Genomic DNA, 23770 nt, shown 5'->3' on the forward strand with positions numbered 1-23770 from the left:
ACCGAAGACGCCGGACGGCGAAAGACGAAGCGCTTCCGTACGCCGCAAGTTACGGCAGCTGCGTCGCCTGGCCGTCGTCGCGAGTCGCGGCGGCGGCGACGATCGCCATGGAGGTCGTCTCCGAGATGAAGCGGACCGAACCGTCGCCCATGAGACCCATCACGCCGCCCGGGTGAGCCGAGTTCAGCGGCAGATTCGTGCTGGCGTTGTCGCAGACGCCGACGCCGCCGCAGTTACCGGGAGCGTTGGGCCAACCGGCCGATCCCTGCGAACGGCCCTTCTTGTCGTTGATCGGCCAGCGAACGGTCGTCATGTTGAACGTGCGGTTGTCGCCGCCGTTATTCGCGGGCGGCGGCGAGGTGTTGTGCCAGCCGATCAGGAAGGAGTGCAGGCCGCCGCTGCGCCAGTCGACCTTCGTGCCGTTCTGCGTGGTGAGGAAGTCCCCGTTCTCGCTCACGATCAGCGTGTTGCTGAGCCCGTCGGTCACGCTGGCGAACTTGAGCTTCGCGTTGCCGGGCACCAGCGTACCGCCCCCGGAAGCGATGCCTCCCGAGCAGCACCCGGCGGAACCGCCGGGATTCGCGTTGCGGGTTTCGTTATAGCCCGGGATCAGACCGTTCACCGCGCCCGAGATGCCGACGTAGGTCGGCCCCGTGATGGCGGTTCCGTTATGCGGGCTGGATGCGGTGTTGCTGAGCGGCGACGACGGGCAGAAGTAGGTCGAGATGCCGGCGTTGCTCGCTGCGTTGTAGTTGTTCGTCGCCGAAGCGCCCCAGCCCGATCCGCCGTTGAAGACGAACTTGTCGTACATCGGACCCTGTTCGATGTACGGCAGGATGAAGACCAGCCAGGAGCTGCCCCAGCCGCCGCCCGTGCCGTACGGAGCCTGGTCCGAATAGCCGCCGGGCGGCAGCAGCTTCCGCGTGTCGTGGAAGTTATGAATGCCGATCCCGAGTTGCTTCAGATTGTTGCCGCACGACATGCGGTTCGCCGCTTCGCGAGCGGCCTGGACGGCCGGCAGCAGCAGCGCCACCAGCACGCCGATAATCGCGATCACGACCAGCAGTTCGACCAGCGTGAAGCCGGCCCTTCCGCGCACGAGCGAACGACGAGCAGACATGGGAACGCCTTTGACGAAGAGTGAAGAAAAGGCGAGAGGAGGCGACGGAATGACCGGGGTCGTCGATAAAAGACGCACCCGTGCGGATAAGAACGCGGAGCAGCTTGGGATTCGGAGCGGAGTCCGCTGACGAACCGGCAGCCGCCGATCGAAAAGAATCGGAAGAGGCAGGCGTGGAAAAGGCCCCTTTAAAAGCGGCTTTTCCGTAGCCGATCTTCACGTTATCGATCCGAAGGGACCGACGCAAGCCATTTTTTTCGTGAAGGCGGCAGAGTCGCGTCGCGCGCTACTCATTTCCGACGGAAAGCCGAATACCCCAGTGGCCCAGGGCATCGCCTGACGCGATGGAAGCGCCTTCTCGCGAGAGCATCGACGTCGTCGGCTATAGGCGACGACGACATGTGCCATGCCCACATCGCCGAAGGCAGGGTGGGCATGCAAAGGGCCGCCCGAACCTAACATGCCCACGCTGCTGCTGCGCGACGTGGGCATGGCACACATGCGCTGTCGGAAACCGCACCGCGATAGCCGTCAGGCGATGCCTGACCTACCGAACACCGCTCAGTCGCCCGTGGCGAGCACGGCCATGAAGGCCTTCTGCGGGATGTCGACCGAGCCGACGGACTTCATCCGCTTCTTGCCTTCCTTCTGCTTGGCCCAGAGCTTGCGCTTGCGGCTGATGTCGCCGCCGTAGCACTTGGCCGTCACGTTCTTGCGGAACGCCTTGATCGTTTCGCGGGCGATCACCCGGCTGCCGATGGCGGCCTGCAGGGCGATCTCGAACATCTGGCGATCGACTTCCTCTTTCAGCTTCTTCACGATCGCCCGACCGCGACGGTCCGCGTCCGCCTTGTTGCAGACGAGCGCGAGGGCGTCGACCTTCGATCCGTTGACCAGGATATCCATGCGGACGAGGTCCGCCGCCTCGAAGTCGATGACTTCGTAATCGAGCGTCGCGTAGCCCTTGGTCGAACTCTTCAGCTTGTCGTGCAGGTCGTAGATGACGTCTGCGAGGGGCATGCGATAGGTCAGGATGGCTCGCGTGGCGGAGACGTACTCCTGGTTCATCAGCGAACCCTTGCGATCCTGACACAACGTCATGACCGTACCGATGAACTCGGTCGGGACCATCACGCTGACCTTCGCCATCGGCTGGCGGAACTCCTGGATGTCGCCCGAGTCGGGCACCTCCTGCGGACGATGGATCGCGAGCGTCTCGCCCGATCGCGTGAGAATCTCGTACGTGACGTTCGGCGCCGTCTGCACGAGGTCGATGTCGAGTTCGTTCTCCAGCCGCTGCTGCACGATCTCCATATGCAGCAGGCCGAGGAATCCGCAGCGGAAGCCGAAGCCGAGCGCCTCGCTGCTCTCCGGTTCGAACGAGAAGCCGGGATCGTTGAGCCAGAGCTTTTCGAGTCCTTCGCGGAGCTCGGTGAAGTCCTGCCCGTCGGAGGGATAGAGCCCGCAATAGACCATCCGCTTCGGCTCTTTGTAGCCTTCCAGCGGCGCCGCGGCCCGTTCGCCGGCGTAGGTGATCGTGTCGCCGACGCGGACGTCGTGCAGGCTCTTGATGTTGCAGATGACGTAGCCGACTTGCCCTGCCGAGAGCCGGTCGCACTTTCGCTGGGCTGGCGCGAACTGGCCGACCTCCAGCACTTCGTGCGTCATCTGCTGCTTGATGAAGCGGACCTTCTGCCCCTTTTCGATCGTCCCGTTCATCACCCGGACGTACGTCACGACCCCGCGATAGGAGTCGTAATGCGAATCGAAGATCATCGCCTGGAGCGACTTGCTCGGATCGCCCTGCGGCGCGGGGACGCGTTCGATCACGGCGTCCAGGATCTCAGGGACGCCGACGCCCGTCTTGGCGCTGCACTTCAGCGCCAGTTCGCGCTCGATGGCGAGCGTCTGCTCCATCTCGTCGAGGACTTCGTCGATCCGCGCGTATTGAAGGTCGATCTTGTTGACGACCGGGATGATGAGCAGGTTCTGGTTCATCGCCGCGAACGCGTTGGCGACGGTCTGCGCCTCGACCCCCTGGAACGCGTCGACCAGCAGCAGCGCCCCTTCGCAGCAGGCGAGCGAGCGCGAGACTTCGTACTGAAAATCGACGTGGCCCGGCGTGTCGATCAGGTTCAGCTCGTACGTTTCGCCCTTGTAGACGTAGCGCATCGCGACGGCGCGGGCCTTGATCGTGATGCCCCGTTCCCGCTCCAGTTCCAGATCGTCCAGGATCTGGTCCTTCATCTTGCGCTTGTCCATCGTGCCGGTCGATTCCAGCAGACGGTCGGCCAGCGTGCTCTTGCCGTGGTCGATGTGCGCGATGATGCAGAAGTTCCGGATCCGCGAGCAGGGAATCGAAACGTCAGCGGACTTCGACGAGGAAGCGTCGATCGACAAAGGTGCCTCGGAGGGAAAGACAGCGTACGACCCGCGCCGGTCGACCCGCGAAAGGCGGAAGGGACTTTGCGGGGGAAAGCGAGCGTCCTACAGCGACATCAGGACCGGAAGGCGGTCAGCGCCGCCCGGAATAGCCGCGTCAGGAGGGGCGATGGATCGGATTTCGCCGCAGAACGCAACGTATCAATATAAAATCGGATCGCGACGGAGACAATTCGCGTTTGCCGGAGGAGGGGCAGAGTGACCGGTTTTCTAAGGATTGCGCAAAGTTCGCCGATCGGACTGTTTTTCGCGACGATCTCCCTGCTGGCCGTGGGATCAGCGGCGGCACAGGCTCCCGACGCGCCGATCGAGTCGGCCTGGGCGCTCTGGGAAGACGATCAGGTAATGGACCGTGTCGAGGCGCTCTTCGCCAGCGGCGACTCGCTCGACGTGACCGAATCCAGGAAGGCGCTCCGCACGCCGGTTCCCGCGAAAATCGAGTCCGTCCCCCCGCGGACGCAGGAACTGAAGGGAGGCGACGTCGCGCGGCTGGCGCGGAAGTCGTTCCTCCGGCTCGGCTGGTACGGCGGAGAAACGAAGGACGACCTGGGCCTGTTCCTGGGCGCCGCCTTCGCGATCGACGAGGACATCTTCGTCACCTGCCGGCATGTCGTCGCCCCCGGAGAGATCAAGGTCGGCTGCCTGGCGGCGATCGATCTGGCGGGGAACGTCTATCCGGTCGAGGGAATCGTCGCGGCGGATCGGGTGGCCGACGTCGCCCTGGTCCGGATCGTCGGGACGTCGTGCGAACCGCTCTCCCTGTCGACCGACGCCTCGCCGGGCGACCGGGTCTATTGCTTCAGCGAGCCCCTCGACGCCTACGGCTATTTCGACGAAGGGATCGTCAACCGGTTCTTCCGGCTCCCGCCGCCTGAGAAGCGGCCCGTCGGGGAAAACGCCCCGGCGCTGGTGCGCATGCACGTCAGCGTCGACTGGGCGCCGGGATCGAGCGGCGCGGCGACGCTCGATCGCTACGGCAATGCGATCGGCATCGTCTCCGCCGTGCAGACCCTCTCCGAGGACGAACCGTTCATCCCCCTGCTCGAACCGGAACCGCGCGAGCCGCCGAACGGCAAGCCCGGCAGGCCCGCGGCAGAGAAGCCTGCCGCGCCGACGCAGGGGGGAGCCAGCTCGCCCCCTGCGGCTGAGCCGCCCACCGAGCCGCCTGCGGTGCAGCCTCCCGGCGAGCAGCCCGCGCCCCGTCCCCGGCGCCGCCCCAAGGCGCCGACGCTGATGGTGCTGCACGAGGCGACGCCCGCGAAGGCCGCGCTCCACCTGATCGAGAAGACCAACGCCGCCGTCGAGGGGAAAGCGGAAGCGAGCGAGTAGCTCGTATGCGTTTGACGCTTCGCAGGAGTCCGTTTGCCATGGCTGGCTTGTCCAGCCGTGCAGCGCCGGCGAACGTTCGTCCATCCGAGGACTCGTCGCTTCCTGAGCGGAGGGTGCGCCTCCCCACAGGTTCAAGTCGGTCGCCGCATCGAAGACTCGGGGGGTTCGAACCCCCCGCTCAGAAATCGTTCCTGCTTTCACCGCCTTATGCAATGCCAGCAGCGGCACACGAGCCCTTCGCTTACTCCGACTCGCCCACAGGCAGCGACTCGGCCTTCATTCGTTCGGCTTCTGAGAGAAACGTGAAGCCGAGCGTCTCGAGCGGCACGTCGAACGTTTTCCACCGCTCGTCGGCGGCGAGCATCCGCTGTTTCAGGTCGTCATCGCGACCGTAGATGTACAGGCCCGGCATACCGCCCGGTCGGGAGCTGACGTCGACCGCGGCCAGCAGGTCGAGCGCCGTGCGGCAGCCCTCGTCGTAGAGTCGTTCTACCTCCGACCGTTCGCACGACAAATCGAGCGACGATACTTCGACGACGGACTCCGCAACCGTCTCGAATAATGAGGAAACCTCGCCATTGGGATCCGCCGGATCGCCTGCGGCGTCGGCGGAGACCATTTCGTCCGGCATCAGATGCAGGATCTCGTCGACGATGGCCAGCCCGTCGGCAGCCGGCGTCTGCGGGAACGTGACGTCAGCCGGAATGGCGTAACGAAACAGGCTGATCTCCATTTCGTCCTTCTCGAACGTCGCCTGCCCGGAGACGAGCGGGGTCAGCGTCACCTGCTCCGACTCGGCATCGAGAAAGTCGTAATACTCCGCCACGGCGAAGTGCGCCTTCGCCCGCGCGAGCGCTTCGCCGGTCGGCAGATCGACCTCGTGCGTCCGGCCCGCGCGACCGAGCCCGTTCAGCGCCGCGACGGCGTACCGTTCGTCTACCGCGGCCTGCTTCAGCGCATCGAGCGCGTCGGCGCTGCCCGATCGCTTGAACCATTCGAAGGCGGCCTCCAGTCGCACCAGCCCCGCAGGCCGCTCCTTCGCTCCCTGCCAGAGCGCTTCGCCCGTCTCTTCGTCCAGGATCGGAAGCTGCCCGAGCAGGTCGTACAGCTCGCCGGGCTCCTGGGCTTCGCGCATCCTGCGGGCCAGCAGTTCCTTGCCCTGCGCCGTGGCGAACGGATGCCCTGCGAAGGGCGCGTCGCTCCAACTCAGCCGATGGAGGATCGCCCGCCCGAGCGCGTTGTCCAGATCCTGCTTCGACGCGGCGGACCAGGCGTCGCTCCAGACCAGGTCGGAAGGATTCGCGACGGACGAGAGAACCGACTCCCAATGTTCGCTTTCCGGGCTCCAGCCGTCGCGGATCGCCTGCGTCAGACGCGCGGCGGCATTCGGATCGGGCTGCCGCACGAGCGCCGCCAGCGCGACCAGCCGCTCCTCGACCAGTTCCGGTTCGCTCCCCTGCGCGAGCGCGTCGTCGATTCGCTCCCACAGGGGAAGCTGCTTCGATGACTCCGAAAGCCCGCCGCCCTGATTCAGACCGAGATAGTAAAACACGTCCGCGCGCGAACGTTCGCCTGCGGCCAGCGATTTCGCGTAGGCGCTGCGCATCCCCGGGTCTTCGAGCCCCGCGGCGAAATCTTCCATCCGATCGAGCAGCGCCCGCATCTCGGCCGGATGTTCGACGTCGTATCGGGTGAAGCTTCCGTCGAACGGCTGATCGAGGGGCATCGGCTGTTCGAGCGCCGTGAGCAGGCCCTTGTCGCGGATCTCCTGCGGCACGCCGAGGTTCGAGATCCATTCGCAGCCTGCCGCGCTGATCGCGACGAACGCGATGATGCCTAGCAGGCTACTGCGAAAAGCAGCCAGCCTGCGGTTCGTCGCACGGATGCGACGACGAAAGGGGAGTTCACGACCCTTTCGCGAGCCGTGAGGAACTTGTTCCGAACCTGGCGAAGCTGCACAACGCCACGAGGGCGTTTTGCAGCAGGCTGCTTGGGCGCTGACTTCGCGAGCGAACATGGAGGGCGATCCCTGCGAACGGACTTGATGCACGGCTCAATCGGAGGAGGAATCGACGTCGCGCGAATCCAGCGGCACGCGCAGTTCGCCCCAGCGCCAGTCTTCCTCGACCAGATCGTCGACGTACTTCGCATGCTCCGCGGCTTCGGGCAGCGGCGTCGTCCCGTACTCGCCCTCCTCTTCCCGAAGGACCAGCGCCGCGACGTCCAGCGCCGTCGCGTAACCCTTGCCGCGGACCTCTTCCTCGGAATACGAGAAGCTTTCGTAGGGAGTGATCACGAGGTAGCCTTCGACGTCTTCGTAGCTGGTTCGAACGCCTTCGCCTCCGGGTCGCGATCCATCCAGCTCCGGGTCCTCTAATGCATACTCCGGCAGGCCATAGCGGAAGACGCGCACCATTTCGTCGTCCCCTTTCCAGGGAACGGTCGCCTCGGCGATCAGCGTCAGTTCTTTAGGCGTCGAATCGACGTCCCGCCGCAATCCGGCGCCGATCCAGAACGCCTGTTCCCGCATCGTCGGAAGCGACGACCAGTCCATCTCCCGATCGCCGTCGAGATCCATCTCTCGCAGGTTCGCACGGACGAATCCGGCATACCGTTCGTCGTCGCAAAGTTCGCGCAGCAGCCGGACTCGCCTTGCGTCTCGGCCTTCGCGACAGCCTTCGACCAGCGCGATCGCCTGGATCCGCTTCGACGGATGATTCTCTCCCAGGCGATAGAGTTCTTCCGCGCGATCGGGGCGGAGATGCTTCGCGTTCTCGAGCGACAGTCGCTGAAATCGAAAGTCGGTCGGCTCGCTCGATTGGAGCCACGCTTCGAATCGGTCCCAACCCGCTTCGTTATCGAAGGGATGGGGAACGCCTCCCATCTCGTCGAAATACTCGAGCGCATCGAGCATCTGGTAGGCGATCTCTCCCTCCGGTTCCAGGCGCTCGTCGGCGATCGCACGCCAGATCGGGCGTCCCTCCGACGTCGTCGGTTCCGGCAGATCTCCCAGGATCCACCGCCACTCCTCTTCGTCCTTCCCCTCGCCGTTTCGGAGCGCTTCGAGAAGCCGCGGCGTCGCTCGTGACTGGTCGACGTTCAGCATCGCCGAAAGGATCAGCAGGCGCTGCCGCTGGACCCATGCATCCTGCTCCAACTTCGCGTACGCCTGATCGAGCCGCTCCCATTCCTTCCAGACTTCGTCGTCGTGGACTCCGTCGTCGAACCGGCGAGCGAACAGATCGCGAAGCGCCTCGGCCCGGGACGTCCGGCGTTCACGATCGGCCTGGAGAAAGTCTTCCCGGGTCGTCGGATCTTCGAGTTGGTCGATCGTGTCGCGCAGTCGCGCGAGCGCGTGATGCACTTCGCGGGGATGCGACATTTCCCGTCGGTCCCAGGAGGCCAGCCTCGCTTCGAGATCTTCCTCCGGCGCGAGCGGCTCCCACAGCACGGTCAACAGGCCGTTCTGTTCGACCGCCCGCCACTCCGCCCGAACCTGACGAATCGTAGGGCGCGGCGTCTCCTCGACGGCGCCGTTCTGGTTCAGGCAACCGATCGTCAGAAGACAAACCGTCGCGACCGAGAGCAGATGAACGCCGGCGCCGACCGTGCGGCCCTGATTCCGTGCGAGAAAACGCATCGCTGACGTCGCGAAGAGAAGCGGGCGCCGATCGTCGATCGAGAAATCGAGCAGGCTTCGTCGCCCCGTCGCCGCTGAGGCGCCGATCGACGACGCATTGATTGAAGAGCGCCGGCGCGAAAGGTTCAACGTCCCGACGTCGGAAGGCGAACGGTCCTCGGGAAGTAATGCGCGGGGACTGGTCGCCACCTTCGTCGTCATTCGCTATTCTGAAACGGCAACGATGATCGCCAGGATGGCCGTACTCACTGGAACCCTGCGACCGGCGCCGCGTCAGCCCACGACGCGACCGACCGGACGCCGCTCGACCGCACGAACGATCTCCTGCCTCCCGGCCTTCGACGCCTGATGAATCGTCACTTCGCCGTCACTCGCCGTCGGACCCTCGTTCCCTTTCCGAAAGAACTCGGGAAGCGGGCCTGGTCAGACCGGCTGGCTTCGTTCGGAATCTTCGTGCCGCGCGCGGCCCTGTCGCGGTACAAGCGCTCGCGAAGTCGCTCGGGCGCGAAGCGGCTGTCGACCCTCCGCTGGCTGCAGTGGGTCGAGTCCGCGGGCGAAGACGAATCGGAACGGATCATCGCCGCGTCGGTCATCCGCTGGATCGCCTTCCCGCAGCGGATCTCGCTCGACTGGATCGCCGTCGCGCCGGACGAGCGCGGCCAGGGCGTCGGCGCCGCCTTCCTGAACGAGACCGAACGCTACGCCCGATCGGTCGTCGAGAAAATCGAAACGTTCAGCGATCTGCCGCAGATCGAACTGACCGCGGTCGTGCCCGAGACCAACCTCGCCGCCCAGCGGCTGCTTCGCGGCGGCGGCCTCCGCTGCGTGCGCACCGAAACCGACCCGCTCTCCGGCATCGATTACTACGTCTTCGAGAAGACCATCGAACGCCGAGAGTAAGTCGCCTCTTTCGTAGGTCAGGCATCGCCTGACGACGCGGAGAGCCTGTTCGGCGCGAGGCTGCCGGGTCGTGGGAACGTTCCTCAAGCGGCGAGAACGTTCGCCACGAAGGCGCTCCGAAGTCGTAGGGTGGGTCATTGACCCACCTGTCGTTCACGCGATTGTCGATATCGAGTTTCTTGCGATCCCGCGCGACGCTGGATTCGAACCGGTCCGGCGAGGCACGTTCGTATCAAGAAAAGTTGGGTCAATGACCCACCCTACGAAGAAGATCTTTCGCGCCCCGCTCACTCGCCGATGCAGACGAGGCGTTCCTGCCGCGTGCCGGACGAATCGTCGCCGATGCGGAGATAGATCCGCGAGTCGCAGATGACGGGCGTGGCGTAGGCGTCGGTCCCCAGCGAATTCACCGCAACCTCGCGATACTCTTCGCCGGTCGCCTCGAAGACGTAGGTCTCGCCGGCAGCGTTCGCGACGTAGAGGTTCCCGCCGCAGAGGAGGGGCGAGGCGCTGAAGCTTCCCTTCAGCCGCGTCTTCCAGCGCTCTTCGCCGGAGAGGGCGTCCCAGCAGATGGCGATGCCGACGTCGGTCACGGCGAACACGAGGCCCTTCGTCGCGAGCAGCGACGGCTCGTAGACGCGCTCCTTGTTGGACCAGAGGATGGTCCCCGACCCAGCGGCGGAAACGGCCCACGTTTCGTTACTCGGATGACCGCCACTGGCGAAGACCCGCTCGTCGTCGAAGGTCGGCGTGCCGCAGGTCGTCTCAGGTCCTGCGGCGACGCGCCATAACTCTTCGCCCGTCTGCGGATCGTACGACGTCATCAGTTTGCCGCCCGTCAGGACGATCTGATCCCGCCCCGCGATCTCGCCGACCGCGGGAGAGGAATAGCTGGCCCAGGGCGTCCGCTCGGCGACCCAGGCGATCTTGCCCGAGCGTCGATCGATCGCGACCAGTCGTCCGCCCGCCAGGCTGTCGAGCGCGACGAGAACCGCCGAACCGTAGATCGCCGGCGAAGGGGCATAGCCGAACTCGGGCGCGAAGTCGCCCGCCTTCGTGGACCAGACGACCTCGCCCGCCAGATCGAGGGCGTAGAGCCAGATCTCGTCGTGATGCAGGAAGACGGCGAAAAGCCGCTCGCCGTCGCAGGCGACGGTGCTGTTGGCCTGCGTATTCTTGAAATGCGCATGGCCGGCGAACCCGCCCTGATTCACGACCGTCTGCCAGCGCTCTTCGCCCGTCGCGCGATCGTAGGCTAGAACGATCTGACGCTGGTCCGCTTCGTCGGCGGTCGCCAGGTAGACGCCGTCGCCGCAGACGGTCGGCGAGGCATGGCCGCGACCCGGCACCGGCACGTTCCAGACGACGCCGGTCTTTTCGTCCCACGACGTCGGCGCCGATTCGCAGACGGCGACGTTGTTCCCCAGCGGCCCCCGCCACCAGGGCCAGTCCTTCGCCAGATCGACCGCCGGCGGCTCGTCGATCACGTCGACGCCCGGCATGCGGGTCACCGCGGGCGCGGAAGGAGGCGGCGGAGCGCCGCGACCGCAACCGATGTAGAGCGCGACGAGCGCGATCAGCGTAAGCGCCGCGGGGAACCCGCGTGCCGCGGCTGGCTTGTCCAGCCGTGCCGGAAGCCTGCGGAGGACGGTCCCTCGACAAGCGGATTGTTCAGAAGCCATGACGCAGATCGATCGAGGGGGAAGACCGCTTGCAGGAGCAGCACGGCTGGACGAGCCAGTCATGGCACACGAAGGCGAGACGTCGCACGCGAAGACACGAGCGCCCTCCGCGGACTCTTCTCACTTTACCGCTCGGCGATGTCAGGGAGAGTCTTGTTCGCGCCGGCTTCGTCCGCCTTCGCGATCGGAAGCGGATCGCTACTTCGGCGAAGGCTGCTCTTCCTCGACCGGGATCAGGCGGATCTGCCGGATGTCGCAAGCCGCCGCCTTGGCGATCTTGGCCGGCTTGACGACCAGCGACGCGGGACCGGCATCGCTGGCGACGACGCGACCGACGATGCGCGGCACGAAGTTCTGAAAGTGGCCCGTCTCCTCGACGACGAACTCCAGGTTCGTCCCGACGCCGCGGGAGAAGAGCAGGCTCATCGTCGACCCCCCCTGCCCCGTTCCGCAGCCCTGCAGGACTTCGACGTCGAACGTGCCGGGACGATCGACTTGAAACTCCCACCGCGCCTGGTCGCCCGCCTGGGTCCAGTAGCCGAGCGTGTTCTTTTCCGGCTTCGGTTCGTACCGCAGCTTGACGCCGTTGACCACGGCTTCGGAGGCCTTCAGCGTGAACGATCCGTCCTCGGCCTGCCTGGGTCGCTCCGGGCTCTCGAACGTCGGCTCAAGCACGACGGCCTTGAGGTTCATGAGGGCGGCGCCCGAGAGCTTCTTCGCCCTCACGACCAGTTCGACTTTCCCGTCCTTCGCGAGATAGATTTCGCCCGCCGGCAATCGACGGTAGCGATACCAGCTTCCGGTCGAGGGGAGTTCGACTTCGATCTTTTCGCCTGCGAGTTCGATCTCGGCGACGGCGCCGTCGGGCGCTTCGGTCGAGTAAACCAGCGACACGGCGTAGCGCCCCCACCGCGTGGCGTCGAACGACCAGACGACTTCGTCTTTCGGGTCGGTCCAGAAGCCGATGCGGACGTTGCTGCCTGTGGATTCAAGTTTGGCCGTCTTTCCTCGCACGCTCGCGGAGTGAGCCGGAAGAACGATCGAGCCGGTCGGATGCTGAGCGATCTGCTTCGCGTAGGCGAACATGCCCCCTTCGACGTTCGCGCGTTCGTCGACGCTCTCGGGCAGCCGCAGGATCAGCGCGCCCGTTTCGGGATCGAACTCGAACGGCTGATCGACGGGGTTCGGCCCCTTATCTCGGAACGTCAGCGCCGCATCGACGATCGGCGGCAGATCGTTCGGGAAAACGAGATCGTCCGTCGGCGGTCGCCCGTCCTCCGGTTCGGCGTATCCGATCCCGGAACCCTCGCCGACCTCCTTGATCCAGCCCTTGCCCCACGGGGTCTCGTAGGGATCGCCCAGCAGGATGGGAGCGCCGGCCGAACAGATCGTCGCGCCGGCTGCGAGCAGGATCGAAGCGAGAGAAACAAGGGGAACTCGGAGCATGACGGCCTCACGGGAGAAGGATTCGCGTCCTCCCAGAATACTCCGCCGCCGCGGCGCCCGTTTCAGCCGAGCGCCGCATCGAGTTGCGGACTATCGATGACGCGGTCGTCCGATCCAATACTCGATCTCTCTTGCTGCGTCATCTAGATTGACCCGAACTGCACGTACGACTTTCGCCGCTGCTTCTTGGGAACTAGTCGATGTACGCCGCCGCGGAATTAGCCGGCTTCTTCGCTGCGCATGCGATCTGGAACCTTTCTGACGGCATGGGCCTGACTCCGATGTACGCCTACGTTAGGGACGGCGATCGCACGATGGAGCGTCTGATCTCCGACGATCCCGCCCGCGGTGTGGAGTCAGGTCGTCGAAAACTCGAGGAGAACTCCGTGGACGCCGAAGAAGCGGTACTCGTCTACGACGGCCGCGTCGACTTCGGCCACGGGATGACTGACGCCGTGGTTCTGGAGATGCGAACCTATTTTTCCTTCTGGTCGCTGGCGGCGTTCGCCGTTCCTTACGCGTCTGCAGAAACATGTCGGTTTCGAGCGGGCCGGGCGAAGATCGTTCGCTGGGAAGAATGCGACGACTTCGATCTGAACCTCGTCGCCGAGGCGTTCGAGCATGGCGTCGAGGGCCACGAGGAAGGCGCCGCGATCTGGAAGCGGGAGGAAAACCCGTAGGGCTCTCCGCGCCCGCTCTTTCGCCCCTACTTCGGCATCACGTCGGCGAAGGCTTCCTTGAGCAGCTTCAGCGCGGGTTCGCCCTGCGAGCCGTCGACGATGACGTTCACGCGGACTTCGGACGTGCTCACCATCTGGATGTTGATGCCCGCCTCGCCGAGGGCGCGGAACATCCGTTCGGCGACTTCGGTATGCGAGTGGACGCCGATGCCGGAGACCGACAGCTTCGCCACCTGCCGCGCGCCGTCGATTTCCCGGCAGAGGTTCTTTTCCACCAGCTTCTTCGCCACGGTCCAGGCGTCGTCGTACTCTTCGCTGGGGATCGTGAACGACAGGCAGGTCCGCTCGTCCTCGATGTGGCTCTGCACGATCATGTCGATGAAGATGTCTTCGCGAGCCAGCTCGTCGAAGATGTCCGCCGCGACGCCGGGCGTGTGCGGCACGCCGTCGATCGTGACGCGACCCTGCGACGAATCGAGCGAGATGTCGTAGATCGTCAGCCCCTCCATGTCGAGGCGCAGACGCTTCAGAATTTCGTCCAGATCGGCGCCGTTGACCCGGGGAGGAATCGTCGCCTCCTCCGGCGCGTCGTCGGGCGTCTCGTCCAGTTCGAACGCTTCGTGCACCGCACGCAGCGCGTCGAGCGCCTGGTCCCGCTCGACCAGCACCGAGATCTTGATCTCCGACGTGGTGATCATCTGGATGTTGATGCCGGCGTCCGACAGCGCGCGGAACATCTTGTCCGCGACGCCCGACGCGTGCGCCATGCCGAGGCCGACGACCGAGATCTTCGACACGTCCGCGTCGTGCGAGATCAGCGTGATCCCCAGTTCCTCCGCGACCTCGTTCACGGTCTCGAGCGCGTCGTCCAGTTCGTCGCGCGGCACGGTGAAGGAAATATCGGCCAGCCCCTTCTCGCCGATGTCCTGCACGATCATGTCGATCGTCAGGTCGGCCTCGAACAGGCGATCGAAGATCGTGTAGAGCGTCCCCGGCACGTCGGGCAGATCGTACAGCGTGATCCGGGCCTCGTTGCGGGTGATCGCCGCCCCGGAGACGGTCCGCGACGCGCTCTCGGGCTGGTCGACGATCATGGTGCCGGTGATGTCGGAGAAGCTGCTCCGGACGTGGATCGGCACGCGGTACTTCTTGCCGAACTCGACCGCCCGATTGTGCATCACGCCGGCGCCGAGCGACGCCAGTTCCAGCATCTCGTCGTAGCTCACCTGCACCGTCCGGCGGGCCTCGGGCAGCGCGCGGGGATCGGTGGTATAGACGCCGTCGACGTCGGTGTAGATCTCGCAGGCGTCGGCATGCAGCGCCGCGGCGAGCGCGACGGCGGTCGTATCCGATCCGCCCCGACCGAGCGTGGTGATGTTGAAGTTCTCGTCGATCCCCTGGAAGCCCGCGGCGATGACGATGTTGCCGCCGTCGAGGTACTCCCGCACCCGGCGATCGTCGATCGACTTGATGCGGGCCTTGCCGTGGGAGCTGTCGGTCCGAATGCCGAGTTGGGCGCCGGTCAGGCTGATCGCGTCGTAGCCGAGCGAAGCGATCGCCATCGCCATCAGCGAGACGCTGACCTGCTCGCCCGTCGCGAGGAGCATGTCCATCTCCCGGGCGCTCGGTTTCTCGTTGACCTGCTTGGCCAGCTCGATCAGTTCGTCGGTATGGTGGCCCATCGCGCTGACCACGACGACGACCTGATTCCCCTCGTTCTGGGCGCGGATCGCCTTCCGCGCGGCGGCGAGAATCTTGACCGGGTCGGCGACGCTGGTTCCGCCGAACTTCTGAACGATTAGGGGCATGGAGGGAGGGGTTAGCGAAATGTGAATGAATCAGGCGAGCGGAGGGCGCCGTTCTGTAGGGTGGGTCATTGACCCACCGTTCGCGAAAGCTGTTTAAAGCGGCACGTCAGTCGAGAGCGCGTACTGAAACTCGAAAGAGGTGGGTCAATGACCCGCCCTACGAAGAAGGGGATCACCCGAACTTCGGCGTTTCGGTTCCGAGGAAGTACGACATCAGTTTCCAGCCGTCGGGATAGTCCAGGCTGGACGCTTCGGCGGAGGCTTCGCTGTAGGCGCCCATCCCCTGCGATTCGATCCCCGCGCCGCAGATCGTGAACGGCACGAAGCCCCGGCTGTGGGTCTTCGTCCGGCAGGGCGTGGGGTGGTCGGGGCTGACCAGGACGCGATAGTCGCCGATCGTCTGCAACTTCTCGAACAGCGGGCCGACGATCAGTTCGTCGATCCGCTCGAGCGACTCGACCTTCGCGTCGACGCGGCCTTCGTGCGACGCTTCGTCGGGCGCTTCGATATGGACGCAGACGATATCCACCTCGTCGAGCGCGGCGATCGCCGTGCGACCCTTCGAGGCGTAGTCGGTATCCAGGTAGCCCGTGGCGCCGGGCGCTTCGATGCGACGCCAGCCGAGCAGCGCCGCCAATCCGCGGAGCAGATCGACCGCCGTGATCATCGCGCCGGTCTTGCCGTAAAGCTGATCGAAGGGCGTCAGGCTCGGCGCGCGGCCCAGGCCCCAGAGCCAGACGTTCGTCGCGGGAAGCTTGCCCCCCTTCTGACGTCCGACGTTGACCGGATGCTCGGCGAAGACCGCGGCGCTGGCGTTCATCAGCTCGACCAGCAGATCGCTGCCCGGCCCGCGGGGGAAATCGTCCGCGACCGTCTGATCGGTCAGGTCGTGCGGCGGCGTGGTGCGAGTTTCGCGGGAGAAAGGCGCCTTCGCTCCCCGACCGCCCCGATACAGCAGCAGATTGCGATAGCTGACGCCGGGAACGAATTCCAGTTCGGGTCGCTTCTCGCCGAGCCGTTCCTGCGCCGTCTTGAGCAGGAAGGTCGCTTCGTCGGTGGAGATATGATCCGCCGTGAAGCTCTTCATCGTCTGGTCCTGCACGGTGACCAGATTGCACCGCACGGCCCAGTCGTCGGGCCCCAGTTCGATTCCCTGCGCCGCCGCTTCGAGAGGGGCGCGACCGGTGAAGCAGATCTCCGGGTCGTAGCCCAGCAGCGACAGATTGGCGACGTCGGAACCGGGCGCATACCCGGGCGGAACGTGGCTCGCCCGACCGACGACGCCGCGACGGGCGATCTCGTCCATCCAGGGCGTGCGCGCAGCCTGCAGCGGGGTCTTTCCGCCCAGGCTCTCCTGAGGCTCGTCGGCACAGCCGTCGGGAATGACGATGACGTATTTCATGGCGACCGTCGGCGGAACGACTCGCACGCACGCTTCCGCGGAAAGATCGCGAAGGCGGCGAAATCGACAAAGTCGTCCATCTTACCGACGGCCGCTTCCCGCTAGTAGGGCAGGCGCCGCGTCAAGAGAGGCAGGCGTCCGGCGCGAGCGAGCGGGGCGAGCGGCAGATTGAGCCCTCCGCTCGCCGTTCCGTTTCAGGTCTCACTTTCAATGGTGTACGGAAAAAGGCCGACGTCGGCTGGCGGGGGCGCGCGGTCGTCGTGGGCCAGTCGAGGGTCGAGTATCTAGAATTTCGACCGCGACGCCTGGGCCGGCGCTTATCCCCGCCAACTGAACGATACGCGCTGTCCGGTTCAGAAGGCGACACTTTTCTTTCGGGCCCAAGTCCCAGGCGAGCGGAGGGCGTCAGCTCTCCGAGTCCGAAGCGCCGACGAAGGTCCAGACACGGAGGGCTCAGACCCTCCGCTCGCTTGCCGCAATCTGCCCGCGCCGGCGATCTCGAAGCGCCGTTCACGACCCCCCGGCTTCCTGCGACAATAGCGCCGCCGCGGCGTTCGCTCCCGCGCCCGGCTCTTCCTCGCTTCTCGCGAGCCGCGACATCGCTTTGCGCGTCGGGCGATCGCGGGAAGCCTGCACGAACCATGCGTCCGCGACGGCGAAGCCGGATCCGGCGATCCGTACGCCCTGCGGACCGGCGCATTCCAAGGACTGGTACGCGATGAGCGACGAAACGTACGACGTGGTCGTGATCGGAACGGGGCCGGGCGGCGAAGGCGCCGCCATGCAGGCGGTGAAGCTGGGCAAAAACGTCGCCGCGATCGAACGCTACCACAAGATCGGCGGAAGCTGCACCCACCGCGGCACGATCCCGTCCAAGGCCCTGCGGCACGCCATCTTTCAACTGACCAGCCTGCTGCATAACAAGCTCTTCCGGCAGGCCGGGCTGACCCACATCCCTGACTTCCCCGAACTCCGCCGGTCGAGCGCCGCGGTGATCGAGAAGCAGGTCGACATGCGGCTCAACTTCTACGAGCGCAACGGCGTGCCGATCTATTACGGTCACGCCCGGCTGGTCGATCCGCACACCGTCGAGGTGGTCGACCAGTACGGCGGTCGCCGGCGGCTGCGAGCGAACTGCATCGTGCTCTCCACCGGCGCGCGGCCCTATCGCCCGAAGGATATCGACTTCACCCATCCGAACATCTTCGACAGCGACACGATCCTGGATCTCGCGAGGACGCCCCGGTCGATCCTGATCTACGGCGCCGGCGTGATCGGGTGCGAGTACGCGTCGATGTTCCGGAACCTCGGCGTGAAGGTGAACCTGATCAACAGCCGGGAGAAGCTGCTGGAGTTTCTCGACGACGAGATCATCGACGCCCTGTCGTATCACCTGCGCGACTGCGGCGTGCTGATCCGCCATCGCGAGACCTACGATCGGGTCGAACCGGTCGACGACGGCGTCGTACTGCATCTGAAGAGCGGCAAGCAGATCAAGACCGACATCCTGTTCTGGGCCGCGGGCCGCGTCGGCAACACGGAGAACATGGGCCTGACCGAGATCGGCGTCGAGGTCAACGACCGGCAGTTGATCATGATCAACGCCGACTTCCAGACCTCGATCCCGCACATCTACGCCGTCGGCGACGTGATCGGCGTGCCGTCGCTCGCCAGCGCGGCTTACGTCCAGGGGCGTTACGCCGCCCACCACTTCATCCACGGCTCGTGCGAGCGGGCGATGGTGACCGACATCCCCAGCGGCATCTACACCAGCCCCGAGATCAGTTCGCTAGGGAAGACCGAGCGGGAACTGACCGCCGCCGGCATCCCCTACGAGGTGGGCCAGTCGAGCTTCAAGCACCTCGCCCGCGCGCAGATCACGGGCCAGACGACCGGCATGCTGAAGCTGCTGTTCCATCGCGAGACGCTGCAGGTGCTGGGCATCCACTGCTTCGGGGCGAACGCGACCGAGATCATCCACATCGGTCAGGCCATCATGTCGCAGCCCGGCGAGCAGAACAGCCTGATGTACTTCGTGAACTCGACCTTCAACTACCCCACCATGGCCGAAGCGTATCGGGTGGCGGCGCTGAACGGGTTGAACCGGTTGTTTTAGGGAATGAAAGAACCGCGCCATGCCGGCTATGCTTTTTCACATGCGATCACGATCGAACTGAAACCAATTCTGTTTCGGCGAAGCGCCGGATGACGACGAGCATCGGCAGCATGCAATTCCGCGGACTATTCACTGACGATCCGGAGCTTTCAGATGCCGTCGAACGGATGGCGGAAGCTTCCGACGAGGATCGGGGAGCGGTCTTCACGCGTCGTGCCGTAGTCGAATTCATCCTCGATTTGGCCGGTTACACGGCGAACGAGCCGCTGCATCGACAGCGACTGCTCGAGCCGGCCTGCGGCGCCGGAGACTTCCTGCTGCCGGCTGTGGAAAGGCTCGTATCGGCGTGGCTTCGGGAAGGCGGAAAGACGTCGGAGGCCGTCGACGAATTGAGTGCCTGCGTGCGAGCGATCGAGCTGCATCGTTCGTCGTGCGAACGACTGCGAGGCGTTCTGGAGGAACGCCTGCAACAGTTCGGCTTGTCGGCGAGTTCTTCGAAAACTCTCGCGAAGACCTGGTTGGTCCAGGGCGATTTTCTCCTGCTCGATCTGCCGCACGCGTTTACCACGGTGGTCGGCAATCCGCCTTATGTCCGCCAGGAGCGTATCGACCCGATTCTTCTCCATGAGTATCGCGCTCGATTTCGCACGCTTTATGACCGCGCGGACCTCTATGTACCATTCATAGAACGTTCGCTTAGCGCGCTAGAGCCGAACGGCGTCCTCGCCTTCATCTGTGCCGATCGCTGGATGAAGAATCGCTACGGCGGACCGCTGCGGCGGATGATTTCGGAACGCTATCGTCTGAAGACGTACATCGACATGGTCGATACGCCCGCGTTTCACTCCGACGTGATCGCCTACCCTGCGATCACGATCATTACCCGCGAGCCCGGCGGATCGACGCGTATCGCCCATCGCCCGACGATCGACGCGAAGAGTCTCTCCGATTTGACGACAGCGCTGACGGCGGTCGACGCGTCGGCGTACGCTTCGATAAGCGAAACCCAGTGCGTGCTGAACGGCGACGAGCCCTGGCTGCTGCAATCTGACGACCAGTTGGCGATCGTGCGCAGACTCGAACGCGACTTCCCCGTTATCGAGGACGCCGGCTGTTCGGTGGGGATCGGAGTCGCGACAGGCGCCGACAAAGCCTTCATCGGCCCGTACGACGAACTCGACGTCGAATCGTCTCGCAAGCTGCCGCTCGTCGGGACTCGAGATATCGCCGGCGGCTCCGTCCGGTGGCGGGGTCTCGGCGTGATCAATCCCTTCGAGGACGACGGTCGTCTGGCGGACCTTGATCGATACCCGCGGCTTCGACGCTACCTGCTCGATCGCAAGGAGCAGATCGCCGATCGACACTGCGCGAAGAAGGCTCCGGCCAACTGGTACCGCACAATCGACCGCATCCATCCGGCGTTGACGAAGAGTCCGAAGCTGCTCATCCCCGATATCAAGGGCGAGGCGCACATCGTCTTCGAAGAAGGGAAGCTCTACCCGCACCACAATCTGTATTACGTCACATCCAGCGAATGGGACCTTCGGGCGCTTCAGGCCGTCCTTCGGTCCGGCATCGCTCGACTGTTCGTATCGACTTACAGCACGCGCATGCGAGGCGGATTCCTGCGGTTTCAGGCACAGTACCTCCGCCGCATTCGCATTCCGCGGTGGAGCGACGTGCCGCAGATCGTTCAAAAGAAACTGGTCGCCGCCGTCGAACGCGACGATGCGTCCGCCTGCACGCTGGCGGCATTCGACCTTTACGGACTCTCTCGTCCAGAGCGCGAAGCTATCGGCGGAAACGGGAAATAGCGCTCATGGCGATCAAGCTCTCCAACTACGAACGCAAGGCGAAGGCAGCGGTCCAAGCCTTCTGGGGCAATCGCGATCAGGCGATCAAGAAGCAGCTCGAAGCCGGCAGGAGCGATCAGGGCGAGCGATCGGGCGTGACCGCCGGAAGGAACATGGACGGCTTCCGAGCCCTGCTGATCGATCTGGTCAAGGCGAACGGCCTCGGTCGCGCAGACGTTCACCAGCAACGTTCGCTCGTAACGCTACCGGGTTTCTTTCGTCCGACGAAGCTTTGGGATCTGATCGTCATTCATCGGGGAACGCTCGTCGCGGCCATCGAACTGAAGAGCCAGGTCGGGCCGTCGTTCGGGAATAACTTCAACAACCGGACAGAAGAAGCGATCGGCACGGCGCACGATCTTTGGACCGCGTATCGCGAGAACGCTTTCGGCGAGCAGCCGCGTCCGTTCGTGGGCTGGTTGATGCTGGTCGAAGACGAGCCGAAATCTCGAAATCCGGTGCGCGACGCGTCTCCGCACTTCCCGGTCTTTCCCGAGTTTCAGGGAGCGTCGTATCTGAAGCGATACGACCTGCTGTGCCAGCGTCTGGTCAAAGAACAGCTCTATACGTCTGCGAGCTTGCTGGCTTCTCCGAGATCCGCGATCACGACCGGTCGATACGCGGAACTTTCGGACATGACCGGGCTGAGAGCGTTCGTCGCCTCGTTCGCGGGGCACATCGCAGCGGAAGCGGCTCGAAGCGCCTGACCGATCGGTTGACGCTCACCCCCGCGGTTCCACCCCCAGCAACTTCCTCACGAAGAAATCATTCGTCCTTCGCGTGCCGTAAGGGCCGGAGCCGATGCCGTGGCCGGCGCCGGGGACGATGAGGAGGTCGAAGTCCTTATCGGCGCGGATCAGCGCGTCGACCACCTGCATGGTGGAGGCGGGGTCGACGTTCCGGTCGAGCTCGCCCACGATCAGCAGCAGATCGCCGGTCAGGCGGGGGGCGTTGGTGACGTTCGACTGCGCTTCGTAGTGCGGTCCGATGGGCCAGCCCATCCAGGCCTCGTTCCACCAGATCTTGTCCATGCGGTTGTCGTGGCAGCCGCAGTCGGCGACGGCGGCCTTGTAGAAGTCGCCGTGCGTGAGCAGCGCCCCGAGAGCGCTCTGACCGCCTGCCGATCCGCCGTAGATGCCGACCCGCGAGAGGTCCATCGCGGGATGCGCCTCCGCGGCCGCGCGGATCCAGGTGACACGATCGGGAAAGCCGCTGTCGCCGACGTTCTTCCAGCAGACGTCGTGAAACGCCTTGCTCCGCCAGTTGGTCCCCATGCCGTCGAGCTTGACGACGATGAAGCCGAGCTCCGCCAGCTTCTGCGGGCCGTGCACGGCGCGGAACGACTTGGGAGCGAAGTAGTCGTGCGGCCCGGCGTAGATCGCCTCGATCACGGGATACTTTCCGTTCGGATCGAAGTTCGACGGAAAGAAGATCGCGCCGTGGATGTCGGTCTCGCCGTCGCGTCCCTTCGCCACGAACGGCGTCGGCAGAGGAACGCCCGTCTCGATCAGCCGCGTCGCGTCGCCCCGCTCCAGTTCGCAGACGAGCGACCCGTCGTCCGTCCGCCGCAGTTCGGTGACCGTCGGCTGATCGATCCGCGACCAGCGATCGAGGAAGAGCTTGCCGTCGGGTGACGTCTCGATCTGGTGCGTGCCGTCGCCCTGCGTAAGCGCGACGAAGTTCGAGCCGTCGAAGTCGACCCGGCAGAAGTGCTCGAAGTAGGGATCCTGCCCCGGATGAACGCCCATGGCCCAGAACCAGACCTGCCGGGCCTCTTCGTCGATCCGCTCGACGCGACGCATGACCCAGTCGCCGGAGGTGATCGGGTTCTTCACGACCCCGCTCGCCTGGTCGTAGAGATAGAGATGATTGAAGCCGCTGCGCTCCGAGGCCCAGATGGCTTCGCCGGTCGCGTCGAGTCGCTTGAAGACGGTCTTCTGCGAATAGTCCACGAAGGTCGGCGAAGTCTCGTCGATCATGCAGGAGACCTCGCCTGACAGGGCGTCGATCTTCAGGACCTTCAGCGACTGATGCCCCCGCTGGTTGTAGAGGCAGGAACAGAACGTCGAATCGGGCGACCACGCGAAGTCGCCGACCGACCAGGAGCTCGCGAAGGCCGACTCGTCGACGGCGATCGGTGCGAGTTTCTCCAGGTTGAACAGCCGGGGACGCGTCTGCTCGACCTCGTCGCCCGGCTTGGCGTAACGCATCTCATGCAGTTTGGGCTGCAACTGATCCTTCGGCGACGATTCGATCAGATGCACGATCCGCTCGTCGACGACCGTCCGGCGAAGGGCGATCAGTCGCTTTCCGTCGGGCGAGACGAAGAACCGCGACTGGTAGGGATCGTCCGCGCTGCCGTCCTCGGAGAGCCTGCGCTCTTCGCCTGATCGCGCATCGCGAACCCAGACGTCGTGGTCGCGCAGGAAGGGCTTCCAGTCGGTTGACTTTGCTTCGGGCGAATCCGCGGGCGATTGGTCCGCGTCGGAATCTTCTTTATCGACGTCGGCTTCGGCAGACGGATCGCCGGGCGTTTCGCTCCCCTTGCTTTCAACCACGGGAGGGCCGATGCGGAAGCGGCCTTCGGGCCGGGCAGGCCGACGCAGGAGGGTCTTGCCGTCGGCGCTTTTCACGACCCAGACGTGGCCGACGAAGGTGTGCTGCCGGCGATCGGCGCCGGGGTCGAGCTTCCCGTACGAGACGAGCGAGCCGTTGCCGCCGTCCCAGAAGAGTTCGACCGGACCGTCGGTCGCGTTGACGAAGCGGACCGACGTTTCGCCGGTCGGGCCGCCGCGCTCGCGTCCGCGGGTTCGCTGCGGCGCCGGCGGCAGTTCTTCGTCAGTGACTTCGGTCAGCGTCTTCGCCTCGCCGTTCCAGCGCAGCCAGTCCCCCTCCGTGCGGAGGACGCAGGCGGCATCGTCGTCGAAGCGAAGCTCCGAGATCGGAAGATCGCTTGCCGGGATGTCCTTCCCTTCGCGATTGGAAAGGGCCTGAGCCAGCGCCGCGTGATCGAACGCGGGGCGACGCTTTCCTGCCTCGGCGTCGACGAAGACGAACTCCCGTTCGCCCGGACCGGTCGCGATCGCGTACCAGAGCCAGGGCTTCGTCGGGTGCCAGTCGGCCTGGACGTCGACGCGAAAGACCGTGTTTCGCGTCAGGTTTTCGAGCGAAGCGGAGCGTTCGTAGTCTGCCGCCGTCCCCTGCCCTCGAACGGAAGCGAGTCCGAAGAAGCAGTTCGCGGCCAGTCCGACCCCCAGCAGGGTCGAAACGAAAACACGACGGACGCGCATGGTCGATCCCGGAACCGATCGCGGCAGAAAGGACAGGCGGGAGAGAAAGCGATCGGACGCCG

The 23770-nt window shown here is 65.0% G+C and carries 15 protein-coding genes; 6 read left to right on the forward strand and 9 right to left on the reverse strand.

All coding sequences use genetic code 11. The annotated features are described in order from the left end of the window. Positions 1-49 precede the first annotated feature (49 nt). On the reverse strand, positions 50-1120 hold the full coding sequence (locus SH602x_RS24080; protein ID WP_479474684.1) for a DUF1559 family PulG-like putative transporter: 1071 nt from the start codon (positions 1118-1120) through the stop codon (positions 50-52). Between the two features lie 561 nt (positions 1121-1681). Further along, positions 1682-3514: a translation elongation factor 4 gene (lepA, locus tag SH602x_RS24085; RefSeq protein WP_479472279.1), complete on the reverse strand. Its 1833-nt coding sequence runs from the start codon at positions 3512-3514 to the stop codon at positions 1682-1684. A 246-nt stretch (positions 3515-3760) separates the two neighbouring features. Here lepA and SH602x_RS24090 point away from each other — a divergent pair, with 246 nt between their 5' ends. Then, on the forward strand, positions 3761-4891 hold the full coding sequence (locus SH602x_RS24090; protein WP_479474685.1) for a S1 family peptidase: 1131 nt from the start codon (positions 3761-3763) through the stop codon (positions 4889-4891). Positions 4892-5132: 241 nt separating this feature from the next. Here the strand turns inward: SH602x_RS24090 and SH602x_RS24095 are convergent, their stop codons facing one another. Together SH602x_RS24095 and SH602x_RS24100 are read right to left on the reverse strand one after the other, a co-directional pair. Next, complete coding sequence (locus tag SH602x_RS24095) at positions 5133-6908, reverse strand: hypothetical protein (protein WP_479474686.1); 1776 nt, start codon at positions 6906-6908, stop codon at positions 5133-5135. Between the two features lie 36 nt (positions 6909-6944). After that, positions 6945-8531 carry a DEAD/DEAH box helicase gene (locus SH602x_RS24100; protein ID WP_479474687.1) on the reverse strand — a complete coding sequence of 529 codons (1587 nt, stop codon included), beginning with the start codon at positions 8529-8531 and terminating at the stop codon, positions 6945-6947. A 348-nt stretch (positions 8532-8879) separates the two neighbouring features. Between SH602x_RS24100 and SH602x_RS24105 the strand changes: the two genes are divergently transcribed. Further along, the gene (locus SH602x_RS24105) at positions 8880-9431 is read left to right on the forward strand and encodes a GNAT family N-acetyltransferase (protein ID WP_479474688.1); all 552 of its coding nucleotides are present in this window, start codon (positions 8880-8882) and stop codon (positions 9429-9431) included. Positions 9432-9718: 287 nt separating this feature from the next. Here the strand turns inward: SH602x_RS24105 and SH602x_RS24110 are convergent, their stop codons facing one another. Beyond that, entirely contained in the window at positions 9719-11113 is a 1395-nt protein-coding gene (locus SH602x_RS24110) for a PQQ-binding-like beta-propeller repeat protein (protein WP_479474689.1), read from the reverse strand. Positions 11114-11311: 198 nt separating this feature from the next. Further along, entirely contained in the window at positions 11312-12559 is a 1248-nt protein-coding gene (locus tag SH602x_RS24115; RefSeq protein ID WP_479474690.1) for a carbohydrate-binding protein, read from the reverse strand. Positions 12560-12759: 200 nt separating this feature from the next. On the opposite strand from SH602x_RS24115, the gene SH602x_RS24120 reads away from it, so the two are divergent. Next, the gene (locus SH602x_RS24120; protein WP_479474691.1) at positions 12760-13239 is read left to right on the forward strand and encodes a hypothetical protein; all 480 of its coding nucleotides are present in this window, start codon (positions 12760-12762) and stop codon (positions 13237-13239) included. Positions 13240-13265: 26 nt separating this feature from the next. On the opposite strand, the gene SH602x_RS24125 is transcribed toward SH602x_RS24120, so the two are convergent. Further along, entirely contained in the window at positions 13266-15047 is a 1782-nt protein-coding gene (locus tag SH602x_RS24125; RefSeq protein ID WP_479470580.1) for an aspartate kinase, read from the reverse strand. A gap of 172 nt (positions 15048-15219) precedes the next feature. After that, entirely contained in the window at positions 15220-16449 is a 1230-nt protein-coding gene (locus SH602x_RS24130; protein WP_479474692.1) for a cofactor-independent phosphoglycerate mutase, read from the reverse strand. 718 nt (positions 16450-17167) lie between these two features. On the opposite strand from SH602x_RS24130, the gene sthA reads away from it, so the two are divergent. The 3 genes from sthA (at position 17168) to SH602x_RS24145 (ending at position 21125) form a co-directional block, all read left to right on the forward strand. Then, on the forward strand, positions 17168-18565 hold the full coding sequence (gene sthA / locus SH602x_RS24135) for a Si-specific NAD(P)(+) transhydrogenase (protein WP_479474693.1): 1398 nt from the start codon (positions 17168-17170) through the stop codon (positions 18563-18565). 167 nt (positions 18566-18732) lie between these two features. Next, positions 18733-20379: an Eco57I restriction-modification methylase domain-containing protein gene (locus tag SH602x_RS24140; protein WP_479477138.1), complete on the forward strand. Its 1647-nt coding sequence runs from the start codon at positions 18733-18735 to the stop codon at positions 20377-20379. Between the two features lie 5 nt (positions 20380-20384). Then, positions 20385-21125, forward strand: coding sequence for a PaeR7I family type II restriction endonuclease (locus tag SH602x_RS24145; RefSeq protein WP_479474694.1), 741 nt, complete (start codon positions 20385-20387; stop codon positions 21123-21125). A gap of 15 nt (positions 21126-21140) precedes the next feature. Here the strand turns inward: SH602x_RS24145 and SH602x_RS24150 are convergent, their stop codons facing one another. Beyond that, complete coding sequence (locus SH602x_RS24150) at positions 21141-23708, reverse strand: prolyl oligopeptidase family serine peptidase (protein WP_479474695.1); 2568 nt, start codon at positions 23706-23708, stop codon at positions 21141-21143. Between the last annotated feature and the right edge of the window lie 62 nt (positions 23709-23770).

The organism is Lignipirellula cremea (genome assembly GCF_056501455.1).